Below are 13,118 nucleotides of genomic sequence, written 5' to 3'. Positions count from 1 at the left end.
CACTGTGCCATTTACCTGGGTTGACTGGGCGATCGTTGCAATCATCGCCATCTCCGCTTTGATCAGTTTGAGCCGCGGCTTCGTCAAAGAAGCATTGTCGCTGGTGACCTGGATCATCGCAGGAGCTGTTGCCTGGATGTTCGGTGGCTCACTGTCCGAGTACCTCGCCGGATACATCGAAACACCGTCGGCTCGTGTGATCACGGGCTGTGCCATCATGTTTGTCGCCACACTGATCGTGGGCGCAATGATCAATTATCTTATCGGCGAGTTGGTTCGCGTCACCGGGTTGTCCGGGACCGATCGATTCCTCGGCATGGCCTTCGGCGCTGCGCGTGGCGTGTTGCTGGTGGTCGTGGCGGTCGGGCTGTTGAGCCTGGGGCCGGTACAGCAGGACGGGTGGTGGAAAGAATCACAGCTCGTGCCAAAGTTTCTATTGGTCGCAGACTGGTCCAAGAACCTGATTCTCGGGTGGAGCAGTCAGTGGCTTGCCAGCGGAATCAGCGTACCCGCTGATATTCCGTTCAAGGAGCAACTCTTGCCGTCGGCCAAAACGCCTCAGTGAGTGTTGTTCAGTTCAGATCCATTAAGTAGGGGTTGCGTCGCATGTGTGGCATCGTCGGTATCGTCGGTAAGTCGAACGTCAATCAGGCGCTGTATGACGCGCTAACCGTGCTCCAGCACCGCGGCCAGGACGCTGCCGGTATCGTGACCAGCCATGATGGCCGGTTGTTCTTGCGCAAGGACAATGGCTTGGTGCGTGACGTGTTTCAACAGCGTCACATGCAGCGCCTGGTCGGCCACATGGGTATCGGCCACGTCCGTTACCCGACTGCCGGCAGCTCGACGTCGGCCGAGGCTCAGCCGTTCTACGTCAACTCGCCTTACGGCATCACCCTGGCGCACAACGGTAACCTGACCAACGTTGAACAGTTGGCCAAAGAGATCTACGAATCCGATCTGCGTCACGTCAACACCAGCTCCGACTCGGAAGTGCTGCTCAACGTGTTCGCTCACGAGCTGGCCCAGCGCGGCAAGCTGCAACCGACCGAAGAAGACGTGTTTGCCGCCGTGACCGACGTGCATAACCGTTGCGTCGGTGGCTACGCTGTCGTGGCGATGGTGACCGGTTACGGCATCGTCGGTTTCCGTGACCCGCACGGCATCCGCCCGATCGTGTTCGGCCAGCGTCACACCGACGAAGGCGTCGAGTACATGATCGCCTCCGAAAGTGTTTCGCTGGATGTGCTCGGCTTCACCCTGATTCGCGACCTGGCACCAGGCGAAGCGGTCTACATCACTGAAGACGGCAAGCTGCACACTCGTCAGTGTGCGACCAATCCGTCCCTGACCCCGTGCATCTTCGAACACGTCTACCTGGCGCGCCCGGATTCGATCATCGACGGCGTGTCGGTCTACAAGGCCCGTCTGCGCATGGGTGAGAAGCTGGCGGAGAAGATCCTGCGCGAGCGTCCAGAGCACGACATCGACGTGGTCATCCCGATTCCGGACACCAGCCGCACTGCCGCGCTGGAGCTGGCCAACCATCTGGGCGTGAAATTCCGCGAAGGCTTCGTCAAGAACCGCTACATCGGTCGTACCTTCATCATGCCCGGCCAGGCCGCGCGCAAGAAATCGGTACGTCAGAAGCTCAACGCCATCGAGCTGGAATTCCGCGGCAAGAACGTGATGCTCGTCGACGACTCGATCGTTCGTGGCACTACCTGCAAGCAGATCATCCAGATGGCCCGCGAAGCCGGCGCGAAAAACGTCTACTTCTGCTCGGCGGCTCCGGCTGTTCGCTTCCCGAACGTTTACGGCATCGACATGCCGAGCGCTCACGAGCTGATCGCGCACAACCGTTCGACCCAGGACGTGGCTGATCTGATCGGTGCTGACTGGCTGATCTATCAGGATCTGCCTGACTTGATCGAAGCGGTCGGTGGCGGCAAGATCAAGATCGAAAACTTCGATTGCGCAGTGTTCGACGGCAAGTACGTCACTGGCGATGTCGACGAGGCTTACTTGAACAAGATCGAACAGGCACGTAACGATGCCTCGAAGGTCAAGACCCAGGCGGTCAGTGCGATCATCGATCTGTACAACAACTGAGTTTCAACCGGCCCCTAGGGGCCGGTTTTGTATCTGGCAAAAGACTTTTATTTACCGAGAACAGGGCAAGGAGTGACAGCATGAGTCAGGAATGGGATGCCGGTCGGCTGGACAGCGACCTCGAAGGCGTAGCGTTCGATACCCTGGCCGTACGTGCCGGTCAGCACCGTACGCCGGAAGGCGAGCACGGTGATCCGATGTTCTTCACTTCCAGCTACGTGTTCCGTACCGCCGCTGACGCCGCCGCACGGTTTGCCGGGGAAGTGCCGGGCAACGTCTACTCGCGTTACACCAACCCGACCGTTCGCGCGTTCGAAGAGCGCATTGCCGCGCTGGAAAGCGCCGAGCAAGCGGTGGCTACGGCGACCGGCATGGCCGCGATCATGGCGGTGGTAATGAGCCTGTGCAGCGCCGGCGATCATGTGCTGGTGTCGCGCAGCGTGTTCGGTTCGACCATCAGTCTGTTCGAGAAGTATTTCAAGCGTTTTGGCGTGGAAGTCGATTACGTGCCGCTGGCCGATCTGTCGGCCTGGGACGCAGCGATCAAGTCCAACACCAAATTGCTGTTCGTCGAGTCGCCGTCCAATCCGTTGGCTGAACTGGTGGATATCACCGCGCTGTCGGAAATCGCGCACGCCAAGGGTGCGATGCTGGTAGTCGACAACTGTTTCTGCACGCCTGCCTTGCAGCAGCCGCTAAAGCTCGGCGCAGACATCGTTGTGCACTCGGCCACCAAGTTCATCGATGGACAGGGCCGTTGCATGGGCGGTGTGGTTGCCGGTCGCAGCGAGCAGATGAAAGAAGTCGTCGGTTTCCTGCGTACCGCCGGGCCGACCCTGAGCCCGTTCAACGCCTGGATCTTCCTCAAAGGTCTGGAAACCCTGAACCTGCGGATGAAGGCACACTGCGCCAACGCCCAGCAACTGGCCGAATGGCTGGAGCAGCAGGACGGTATCGAGAAGGTGCATTACGCCGGCCTCAAGAGCCATCCGCAGCACGAGCTGGCTCAGCGTCAGCAGAAAGGCTTCGGCGCGGTGGTGAGCTTTGAGGTGAAGGGCGGCAAAGAGGGCGCCTGGCGCTTCATCGATGCGACCCGTTTGATCTCGATCACCGCCAACCTGGGTGACAGCAAAACCACCATCACCCACCCGAGCACTACGTCCCACGGCCGTCTGGCGCCGCAGGAGCGTGAGGCTGCCGGCATTCGTGACAGCCTGATCCGCATCGCAGTCGGTCTGGAAGATGTCGCTGACCTGCAAGCCGACCTGTCGCGCGGTCTGGCGGCGTTGTGATCGAGTTGTCTACGCCAAAGATCGGCACCCATGGCCGCGTTGCATTGGTCACGGGTGCCGCGCGGGGGATCGGTCTGGGCATCGCGGCATGGCTGATCAGCGAAGGCTGGCAGGTGGTGTTGACGGATCTGGATCGTGCGCGGGGTTCGAAAGTGGCGAAGGTGCTCGGCGAGAACGCCTGGTTCATCGCCATGGACGTCGCGGACGAAAGTCAGGTGGCGTTGGGTGTCGCTGAGGTGCTGGGGCAGTTTGGTCGTCTGGATGCGCTGGTGTGTAACGCTGCAGTGGCCGATCCACACAACATCACGCTGGAAAGTCTCGATCTGGCGTACTGGAATCGGGTGCTGGCGGTGAACCTCGGTGGGCCGATGTTGCTGGCCAAGCACTGTGCGCCGTATCTGCGTGCGCACAACGGGGCGATCGTCAATCTGGCCTCGACCCGTGCGGCGCAGTCGGAACCTGATACGGAGGCGTACGCGGCGAGCAAGGGTGGCTTGCTGGCGTTGACTCACGCGCTGGCGATCAGCCTCGGGCCGGAGATTCGCGTCAATGCGGTCAGTCCGGGCTGGATCGATGCGCGGGATCCATCTGCCCGGCGCGCGGAGCCGCTGACCGACACCGATCATGCCCAGCATCCTGCGGGCAGGGTAGGGACGGTCGAGGATGTCGCGGCGATGGTGGCGTGGTTGCTGTCGAAGAATGCGGGGTTTGTGACCGGGCAGGAATTCGTGGTCGATGGCGGCATGACCAAGAAGATGATTTATACGGAATGAAGCAATTTCGTCTTTTTTAGAAAAACTTCAATCCTGCTATTGACTTAGGTTCGCTACCTGCGTAAATTTCGCGGCCTCGGAGATGCAAACGGGTGATTAGCTCAGCTGGGAGAGCGTCTGCCTTACAAGCAGAATGTCGGCGGTTCGATCCCGTCATCACCCACCACTCCCGAGAGACTTGCGTAAGCAAGAGCGTAGGCTGAAAGTGCCTGCACCGACGCGCAGCGGTAGTTCAGTCGGTTAGAATACCGGCCTGTCACGCCGGGGGTCGCGGGTTCGAGTCCCGTCCGCTGCGCCATATTTAACGAGTCAGGCACTGTCTGGTTCGCGATTGAAAAGCACCGAAGCTTTCAGTCAAACGAGTTACTTGAGCGTCAGCTCAAAGCGATACGCAGCGGTAGTTCAGTCGGTTAGAATACCGGCCTGTCACGCCGGGGGTCGCGGGTTCGAGTCCCGTCCGCTGCGCCATATCTGTTTCAAGGACCACTGAACGCCTTGAAACACCGAAAGCAACCTCTGGTTGATTCGGAATCGATAGCAAAGACCCTGGTCGAAAGACCGGGGTTTTTTGTGTCTGAAATTTGACCTCTCCCAAATTCCTCCCTTGTAGCCGGCGACGAACCCTGGCCGTGGCTCGTTCGATGCTGCCGGGCAATCTACCTGCGTCTCCGAGTCGCTGCGATGCAATGCCGCATTGATTTTTTGATTCTTTAGTCAAATTTTTGTAACTGGTTGTTTGCTGCGAGCTCAGAAACCTATAAAGTTAACCTTTCGGTCAGCTTTGCACTGTCATCACGCCCTTTGCTTCGTCAAAAAGGGCTTCTGCAAGACTCGAGATTCCCAGTAGATAACCAGAAGGGCGGATCCATAACCGTCCAGAGGATGATCCATGTCCAACCGTGAAATATCCCGGCGCTCGTTCCTTCAGGGCGGGCTGGTGGCGGGTGTGAGTGTCACGCTCACGCCGCTCAGCAGTCAGGCGCTGGCTGCCTTGATGGAAAACAGCGTGACTGTGCCGTCCGAGCAATGGCTCGGCAGCAACGGCAAGGCACGCCAGCGTAACGATGCATTGTCCAAGGTCTGCGGCAGCAAAGTGTTTGCTCGCGACATCCGTTCCAAGGACATGCCGGGTTGGCCCCAGCAGCAAGGCCACGCCATGTTGTTGAAAACCATCAAGGCTGACCGTATCTACGAAGGCTATGACCTGTCGTGGCTCGGCGCCGATCTGCAGCCTGATCGGATCGTTACCGCTGCCGACCTGGACAAGGACGGCATCGTGTTCCCTGAAGAGCACGCACCGGATCCTCTGCTGCCGGAAGGCAAGGTGCCGATGTTCATCGGTCACCCGGTCGCGATCCTGATCTGGAACGACTTCGAGCGGTTCCGTCAGGCCAAGAACAAACTCAAATTCAATGACAAAGCGATTCGTTACGGCGCAAAAGTGCCGTTCTACGAAGGCGATCCCTATGGCAGTTTCCGCTATGTGCGCGTCGGTGGCCCGACGTCGGCGGACGAAGACGAGTTCGCCAGCCTCAAGGACTCGATCCTGTTCCCGATGCTGAAGAACCGTCGTCCGGTGTGGAATTCCCAGCCGAACCTGCACGGCAACCTGACCGAGCGCGGCCTGTTCTACGCCGATCGCATGAAAAAAGAGATCGATACCCCGCCGGACAACTGGCTGGTGTTCGACGAGCGCTACAAAACTCCGTCGATCGAACCTGCTGCGATGGAGCCGGACAACGGCAACGGCTGGTACGACCCGGCGACCAAGACCCTGCATTTCGTCGTCGCCACCCAATGCCCGCTGGAAACCGCCACCGAGACCGCGAAGATGATCGGGCCGTCGCGTTTCGGCCTGGCGAACCTGAACATGCACCCGGGTTACACCGTCGGTTACGGTTCCAAGGACCACAACATTTTCGTCTACTACGCGGCCCTGGCGGCGTTGTACGGCGCGGGTGTACCGATTCGCCTGGCCAACGACCGCTACGAGCAGTTCCAGAGCGGCATCAAGCGCCACCCGTTCGACATCCGCTACCAGTTGGCAGTGGACAAGACCGATCACAGTTTCAAAATTTTCCGCGCCGAAATGAGCGTCGACGGTGGCGGGCGGATCAACTACAGCCCGTCGGTGGCGGCCGTTGGCGCCACGGCGGCGCAGTCGATCTACTACATGCCGCAGAACGACCTGCAGGTCACCGCTTACCATTCCCGAGCGGTTGAAGCGGGTTCGATGCGCGGCTACGGCACCCTGCAGAGCATGGCTTCCACCGAGATGATGGTCGACGAAATCGCCGATCGCCTTGGTGTCGATGCCATCGATCTGCGCCGCAAGAACGCGCTGCGCTCAGGGATGAAAAACACCCAGGGCGCGATCCCGGCCGGTGCGTTGCGCCTGCACGAGATTCTCGACAAGGCTTCGCTGCACGAAGTCTGGAAAAACCGCGACGCGATCAAGAAACAGCGCGAAGCGGCAGACCCGAACAACTGGTATGGCGTGGGTTTTGCCATTTGCCAGAAAGACTTCGGCACCGGTTCCGAAGCACCGATGGCCAGCATCGAGTTCACCGCTGAGGGGCGCATTTCCCTGCGTCACATCGGTATCGAGATCGGCACTGGCATGTCCACCTCGCAAGCGTTGGTGGTGGCTGACTTCCTCGGCAGTGCGGCTCACGACGTGAAGACCGGCGAAACCGAGTGGGATGAGATGCAGCTGGTCACCGCTGGCAACCCTTACATCATGAGCCAGGCCGAGCAGGACAACTTCCTGCGCAATCCGCGCTGGGTCGGCAAGCTGGCATCGGCTTCGTCCGCGACCAACTCCGCCTACTACTTCAGCCACGCCACCCGTGAAGCGGCGCGTGTGCTGTTTAACCACGGTCTGTGGCCGGCGGCGCTGGAGATCTGGCGTCAGGGTCCGTACGGCGGCCAGGCCAACCCTTACGTGGTGCGTCGCGAAGATGCGCATTGGGTCGACGGAAAACTGACCGCCAACGGCATGCAGCCACTGACCTTCGAAGAGCTGGCCAAGCGTGCTCACGAGCGCGGTCTGGTCACTGGCGCCACGGTTCACGGTTTCAACCGCTGGAGCTGGGCCGAGGCCGAATACAGCATCGATGGCGTGCGCGAGCGTCTGCCGCTCGACGGTCTGGCGGTGAAGTACGGCGACGGCGCCCCGAAAGCGAAAAAGGCGCAGATGACCAGCGCCGGTTTCCACCTGCTGGATCGGCAGAACATCGCCTATCCGGTGGTTCAACTGAACAACGCCGCCGTGACCTACTACAGCCCGGTGGCAACGCTGGTCGAGTTGAAGGTCAACAAAGGTTCGGCGGAAGTCGAAGTGCTCAACCATCACTCGTGGCTGGAGTGCGGCCGGGTGCTGGTCGAAGAACTGGTTCGTGGCCAGCTCGAAGGCGGGATCGCCATGGGTATCGGTCACGCCTTGATGGAAGAGATGCCGCTGTACGAAGGCGGGCCGGGGGAGGGTGACTGGAACTTCAACCGTTATCGCCTGCCGATGGCGCGCCATGTGGCGGTATGGAAGCAGACGTCGGAAATCCTGCCACCGCTGTCCCCGAGCGACCCGTCCAAAGGCATCGCCGAAGTGGTGATGATCCCGGTGGTCGGCGCCATCGGTAACGCCGTGGCCCACGCCATCGGTAAACGTGTTCGCGATCTGCCAATCACTGCTGCGCGCATCAAGGAGGCCCTCAATGGCTAACCGTCCGCTTCAACTGACCCTCAACGGTCAATTCGTCGGCCCGGTGGACATCCCTGATGACCTGCCGATGATCGATTACCTGCACGAATACAAAAACCTCACAGGTTCGCGCCTGGGCTGCGGCCAGGGCATCTGCCACGCCTGCGTGGTGATCGTCGACAACCCGGATGGCACCAGCGAAGAAGTGCGCACCTGCATCACCGGCGCGCATTATTTCGAGGGCAAGAAAGTCCGCACCATCGAAGGCCACGCCAAGCGTGACGAGCAAGGCCAGGTCACCGAGCTGAACCCGATCCAGCAGCGTTTCGTCGACGAATTCGCCTTCCAGTGCAGCTACTGCGCGCCGGGGTTCGTCAACGCCGCGACCGTGCTGGTGGAAAAGCTGCAACGCCAGCCAATCGTCAAAAGCAAACTGGAGCAAGTTATCGAGGACAGCCTCGGCCATCACATCTGTCGTTGCACCGGGTACGTGCGTTATTACAACGCCACCCGCAACGTGCTGACCGATCTCGGCCTGGTCAAGGAGGGTTAAGCATGAAGCAACTACTGACCCGCCTGACCCTGGCGGTCGGGCTGGCTGCGCCTGTGTTGGCGGTGCACGCGGATGATCAGGTCAAGCGCGGCGAATACCTCGCCCGCGCCGCTGACTGCATGGCCTGCCACACGGCGCCGGGTGGTGCGCCGTATGCCGGCGGGCTGCCGATCGTGTCGCCGTTCGGCAGGATCTACGGTACCAACATCACTCCAAGCAAAGAGCACGGCATCGGTTTGTACAACGACGACGAGTTTTTCGCTGCGCTGACTGAAGGCAAGCGCCGTGACGGCGCGAACCTGTACCCGGCGATGCCGTACACCTCGTATCACTTGATGCCGCGTGCGGATTCGGATGCGATTCACGCGTATCTGAAAACCATCGAGCCAATCGAGCGTGCCGCGCCGGTGACGAGCCTTAGCTTTCCGTTCAACGTGCGTCCGGGCTTGATCGGCTGGAACATGATGTACGGCAACGCCTTGAAGCTGGAGCCTGCCGAAGGCAAAAGCGACGCCTGGAAACGCGGCCAGTACATGGTCGAAGTGTTAGGCCATTGCGGCGAATGCCATACGCCACGCGGCCTGCCGGGCGCGATGCAGTTGGATAAGCGCCTGACCGGCGGCATCCTTAACGGCTATCTGGCGCCGAGCCTGCTGGCAACCGACTTGGCGGCACGCGGCTGGAACCATCAGGACCTGAGCACGTTCCTCAAGCACGGCATGAGCGCCCAGGGCACGATGTTCAACGAGATGTTCCCGGTGTTCCACAACAGCACCCAGGGCCTGAATGATCCGGATCTGGCGGCGATGGCGACTTTCCTGCTGGGCGATAAGCCTCCGGCGGCGAAAGAACTGACCGAAGTGCCGGTGGAAAAACTCAGTGTCAGCGCCCAGCGCGGCCGTCAGGAATACTTGAACGTCTGCGCCGGCTGTCACGCGGCCGGTGGCGAGGGCAAACCGCACATCGCGGTGGCCATGCGCGGCAACACCACGTTGCGTCTGGAAGACCCGCGCAACCTGTTGCGCGTGATCGAGGATGGCATCGGCGAACAGAAATTCGCCGGGTTCGAGCACATGCAGTCGATGCCGGGTTTTGCCGACAAGCTCAGTGCCGAACAACTGACCGATCTGCTGAACTACCTGCGTCAGGGTTGGGGTGGTCAGTCGGCCGAGCTGGCGGTTGGTGATGTGCAGAAGCTGCAGGCTGATGCGCCGTCCGTTGAGCACAAGGCGCACTGATCATGCAGCATCTCGATCTGCAAGTGGTTCGACGGGCGCTGGAGTGGTCGACGGCGGGGCAACGCATCTGGCTCTGCACCGTGCTGACCACCTACGGCTCGGCACCTCGCGCGCCAGGTTCGCTGCTGGCGGTGAACGACGGCGGGCAGTGGATCGGGTCGCTGTCCGGTGGTTGCGTCGAGGACGATTTTCTCGAGCGCGTCGCCGAAGGTGCGTTTCTCGATGCGATCAACGTCGTGCGTTATGGCGAAGGTGACGATCCGCGTTCGCGGGTCAGCCTGCCGTGCGGAGGCATTCTCGATGTGCTGGTAGAGAAATTTGACGCCAGTTGCGATGTGCAGGCGCACCTGCGCGAACTCGAATCGGCGTTGCTCGGGCAGCGCCGATTGATTCGCGAGGTCGATCTGGCCACTGGCGCGCGCAGCCTGTTTGCAGATCGCGAGCAGGGCGCGCGAATCGAGCGTGAAATCGACCGGGTACGGATCCGCATCGGTGCTGCTCAGCGTTTGCTGCTGGCGGGGTATTCCAGCGTGGCGCAGGCCTGTGCGGAGTTCGCTGTCGGTCTCGGCTTTGAAGTGATTCTCTGCGACCCGCGTGATGAGGTGCTGGAAGGCGTGGTGCTCAATGGCGTGGAGATCCGCCGGCAATTGCCGTCGGTGTTCATCGCCGATGGCGGTTGCCACCGTGATACCGCGGTGGTGGCCTTGACCCATGATCCGCGCATCGATGATCTGGCGATGATGGAAGCTGTGCGCACCGAGGCGTTTTACATCGGCGTGATGGGTTCGTTGCAGACTTCACAGAAGCGCTTCGAGCGTTTGCGTAGGGTTGGCGGTCTGGGGGAGAGCGAGCTGGCGCGAATTCATGCGCCGATCGGCCTCAACCTGGGCAGCAAGACGCCGGCGGAAATTGCTCTGGCGGTGCTCGCAGACATTCTGCGGATTCGCAGCGGGATTGCGCGGGATCAGTTGTGATTGATGCTGGATGTAAAAAGGGCCGCTATTCAGCGGCCCTTTTTTTCGCGCGTCAGAAACCGAGCTTGTCGCGCAGTCCGTAGTACCACGCGCCCAATGCGGCAAACGGTGTGCGCAGCAGTTGCCCGCCGGGGAAAGGGTAGTGCGGCAGATCAGCAAAGGCATCGAAACGCTCGGCTTGTCCGCGCAGTGCCTCGGCCAATACCTTGCCGGCCAGGTGCGTGTAGGTCACGCCGTGGCCACTACAGCCCTGGGAGTAATAGATGTTGTCGCCCAGGCGTCCGACCTGAGGCAGGCGCGACAGGGTCAGCAGGAAATTGCCGGTCCAGGCGTAGTCGATCTTCACATCCTTGAGCTGCGGGAAGGCCTTGAGCATTTTCGGGCGGATGATGGCTTCGATATTCGCCGGATCCCGCGCGCCATACACCACACCGCCGCCGAAGATCAGGCGCTTGTCGCCGGTGAGGCGGTAGTAGTCGAGCAGGTAGTTGCAGTCCTCGACGCAGTAGTCCTGCGGCAGCAGGGATTTCGCCAGCTCATCGCCCAGTGGCTCGGTGGTGATGACCTGAGTGCCGCATGGCATCGATTTGGCCGCCAGCTCCGGCACCAGATTGCCGAGGTAGGCGTTGCCGGCAACGATGATGAATTTGGCCCTGACTTTGCCCTGCGGCGTGTGCACGACCGGATTGGCGCCGCGTTCGATGCGCACCGCCGGTGACTGTTCGTAGATGGTGCCGCCAAGGGATTCCACGGCAGCAGCTTCGCCCAGCGCCAGGTTAAGCGGGTGGATGTGGCCGCCGCTCATGTCGAGCATACCGCCGACGTACTGATCGCAGGCAACCACTTCGCGGATGCGGCGCTGATCGAGCAGTTCCAGTTGGGTATGGCCGAAGCGTTCCCACAAGCGTTTCTGCGATTCCAGGTGGCCCATCTGCTTGGCAGTAATGGCTGCGAATACACCGCCGTCTTTCAAGTCGCACTGAATGTTGTACTTGCTGACGCGCTCACGAATGATCCGGCCGCCCTCGAACGCCATTTGCCCGAGCAGTTGCGCCTGTTTCGGGCCGACGCTGCGTTCGATTACATCAATGTCACGGCTGTAGCTGTTGACGATTTGCCCGCCATTGCGCCCCGAGGCGCCGAAGCCGACCTTGGCGGCTTCCAGCACGGTCACGCGAAAACCGTTCTCCAGCAGGAACAGCGCCGAGGAAAGTCCCGTATAACCAGCGCCGATCACACAGACATCCGTCTCCACGTCATCCTGCAGGGCAGGACGTGGTGGTGCGGCGTTGGCCGATGCAGCGTAATAAGACTCTGGGTAAGGGGTGTTCGCCATCCTGCAGCCTCTGTTTAATATATTTTACGAGTGCGGCGATCCTACCCCAGTTGAAAAACCTCCGCCAGCCACCAGGAAATCTTCTCGCGGCGGGTCGAAATTAAATATTTTGCATATTCATAGGGTTAGGTGAAAAAAAGGTGTTGACACCCCTCCGGAATTCCGTAGAATGCCGCCTCACAGCAGGCACGTAGCTCAGTTGGTTAGAGCACCACCTTGACATGGTGGGGGTCGTTGGTTCGAGTCCAATCGCGCCTACCAAACAAAATCCGCTCTGCTGGGCGGTCTGAAAGGGCTCACCGAAAGGTGGGCCCTTTTTTGTTGTCTGCGATTTTCAGAACCTTTGCAAATTTCCGTTTGGTCGACCGCAGCTACACTTCGGCACATTTGCAGGGGGGGTATTCATGAGTCGCCAATTCAGGCGCGCCTGTCCAGGCGACATCGAAAGCCTGTTGAAGATTGATCCTGTCGCTGAAAAAGATAGCTGCCGTCGAGCGTGTATCGCGAGGTCGGTTGGGGCGCATGAGTGCTGGGTTGTCTGTGAGACTGACAATCCTGGCGTTCTTCTCGGCTACGGCTGTTTGGATCGAAGCTTTTTCGGTGAGTGGTTCATATCCCTCGTGGTCGTCTCCAGTGCGAGCAGGCGTTCCGGCGTGGGTCGGCAAATCGTGAGTGGTCTGGAGCATCACGCTGTTGCAGGCAAGATCTTCACGTCGACCAATGCGTCCAACTTGCCGATGCGGCAGCTGCTGATAAATCTTGGATATCAGCATAGCGGAATGGTGGAGAACCTTGACCCGGGGGATCCTGAACTCATTTTTGTAAAATTCTTGAGCCATGCGCGTATTGACTGCGAAGGATTTTGATCCATTCGTCGCCGACTTTCGTGAGCATCCTTTTAAATAGTGTGGATATTTAAGGGGTTACGGATTTTATTAACCATTCGGTTATCAAAAATACGTTGTTACAAGACGAATAAATCAGTAATATCCGCCCCGCGTTCACCACCACGGTTTATGCATTTTTAAATCCCAAGCTTCCATCAGCTGCTTGGGATTTTTTTTGCCCGCGATTTGCCTTTCCCGCGCCTCTGCCAGTCTCTCGTCTCGCCCGCTTCCGTTTTTCCGGGAGGGGGTGACA

10 protein-coding genes and 4 tRNA genes are annotated in these 13,118 nt (G+C 60.0%); 13 read left to right on the top strand and 1 reads right to left on the bottom strand.

What is annotated here, in order from left to right; genetic code table 11:
* Window positions 1–4 precede the first annotated feature (4 nt).
* From ACM6JM_RS21990 to ACM6JM_RS21940, 11 genes are all read left to right on the top strand, one after another.
* The gene (locus ACM6JM_RS21990) at window positions 5–565 is read left to right on the top strand and encodes a CvpA family protein (RefSeq protein WP_103386621.1); all 561 of its coding nucleotides are present in this window, start codon (window positions 5–7) and stop codon (window positions 563–565) included.
* Between the two features lie 41 nt (window positions 566–606).
* Window positions 607–2,112 carry an amidophosphoribosyltransferase gene (gene purF / locus ACM6JM_RS21985; protein ID WP_007956466.1) on the top strand — a complete coding sequence of 502 codons (1,506 nt, stop codon included), beginning with the start codon at window positions 607–609 and terminating at the stop codon, window positions 2,110–2,112.
* Window positions 2,113–2,192: 80 nt separating this feature from the next.
* Window positions 2,193–3,404: an O-succinylhomoserine sulfhydrylase gene (locus ACM6JM_RS21980; protein WP_085667869.1), complete on the top strand. Its 1,212-nt coding sequence runs from the start codon at window positions 2,193–2,195 to the stop codon at window positions 3,402–3,404.
* Window positions 3,401–4,177, top strand: coding sequence for an SDR family oxidoreductase (locus ACM6JM_RS21975; protein ID WP_007956470.1), 777 nt, complete (start codon window positions 3,401–3,403; stop codon window positions 4,175–4,177). Before ACM6JM_RS21980 ends, ACM6JM_RS21975 begins: the two co-directional genes overlap by 4 nt.
* Before the next feature lie 90 nt (window positions 4,178–4,267).
* Window positions 4,268–4,343, top strand: a tRNA-Val gene (locus ACM6JM_RS21970).
* A gap of 55 nt (window positions 4,344–4,398) precedes the next feature.
* A tRNA-Asp gene (locus tag ACM6JM_RS21965) sits at window positions 4,399–4,475 on the top strand.
* Between the two features lie 93 nt (window positions 4,476–4,568).
* Window positions 4,569–4,645, top strand: a tRNA-Asp gene (locus ACM6JM_RS21960).
* 421 nt (window positions 4,646–5,066) lie between these two features.
* Window positions 5,067–7,898 (top strand): xanthine dehydrogenase family protein molybdopterin-binding subunit, encoded by a 2,832-nt coding sequence (locus ACM6JM_RS21955; RefSeq protein WP_039771586.1) that lies wholly within the window; start codon window positions 5,067–5,069, stop codon window positions 7,896–7,898.
* Window positions 7,891–8,430 carry a (2Fe-2S)-binding protein gene (locus ACM6JM_RS21950; protein WP_414882482.1) on the top strand — a complete coding sequence of 180 codons (540 nt, stop codon included), beginning with the start codon at window positions 7,891–7,893 and terminating at the stop codon, window positions 8,428–8,430. Before ACM6JM_RS21955 ends, ACM6JM_RS21950 begins: the two co-directional genes overlap by 8 nt.
* 2 nt (window positions 8,431–8,432) lie before the next feature.
* Complete coding sequence (locus ACM6JM_RS21945; protein ID WP_414882481.1) at window positions 8,433–9,668, top strand: c-type cytochrome; 1,236 nt, start codon at window positions 8,433–8,435, stop codon at window positions 9,666–9,668.
* Between the two features lie 2 nt (window positions 9,669–9,670).
* Window positions 9,671–10,642, top strand: coding sequence for an XdhC family protein (locus tag ACM6JM_RS21940; protein ID WP_414882480.1), 972 nt, complete (start codon window positions 9,671–9,673; stop codon window positions 10,640–10,642).
* A gap of 52 nt (window positions 10,643–10,694) precedes the next feature.
* On the opposite strand, the gene ACM6JM_RS21935 is transcribed toward ACM6JM_RS21940, so the two are convergent.
* Window positions 10,695–11,978, bottom strand: a complete 1,284-nt coding sequence (locus ACM6JM_RS21935; protein WP_414882479.1) for an NAD(P)/FAD-dependent oxidoreductase — start codon at window positions 11,976–11,978, stop codon at window positions 10,695–10,697.
* Between the two features lie 184 nt (window positions 11,979–12,162).
* Here ACM6JM_RS21935 and ACM6JM_RS21930 point away from each other — a divergent pair.
* A tRNA-Val gene (locus ACM6JM_RS21930) sits at window positions 12,163–12,239 on the top strand.
* A gap of 143 nt (window positions 12,240–12,382) precedes the next feature.
* Window positions 12,383–12,844 (top strand): GNAT family N-acetyltransferase, encoded by a 462-nt coding sequence (locus ACM6JM_RS21925; RefSeq protein WP_080770655.1) that lies wholly within the window; start codon window positions 12,383–12,385, stop codon window positions 12,842–12,844.
* Window positions 12,845–13,118: the final 274 nt, after the last annotated feature.

It is taken from the genome of Pseudomonas sp. IT-P2 (genome assembly GCF_949767575.1).
GTDB classification, from domain to species: Bacteria; Pseudomonadota; Gammaproteobacteria; order Pseudomonadales; family Pseudomonadaceae; genus Aquipseudomonas; species Aquipseudomonas pharyngis.
Note: the sequence above shows the minus strand (reverse complement) of the source record. Positions and strands in the feature narration are given on the sequence as shown.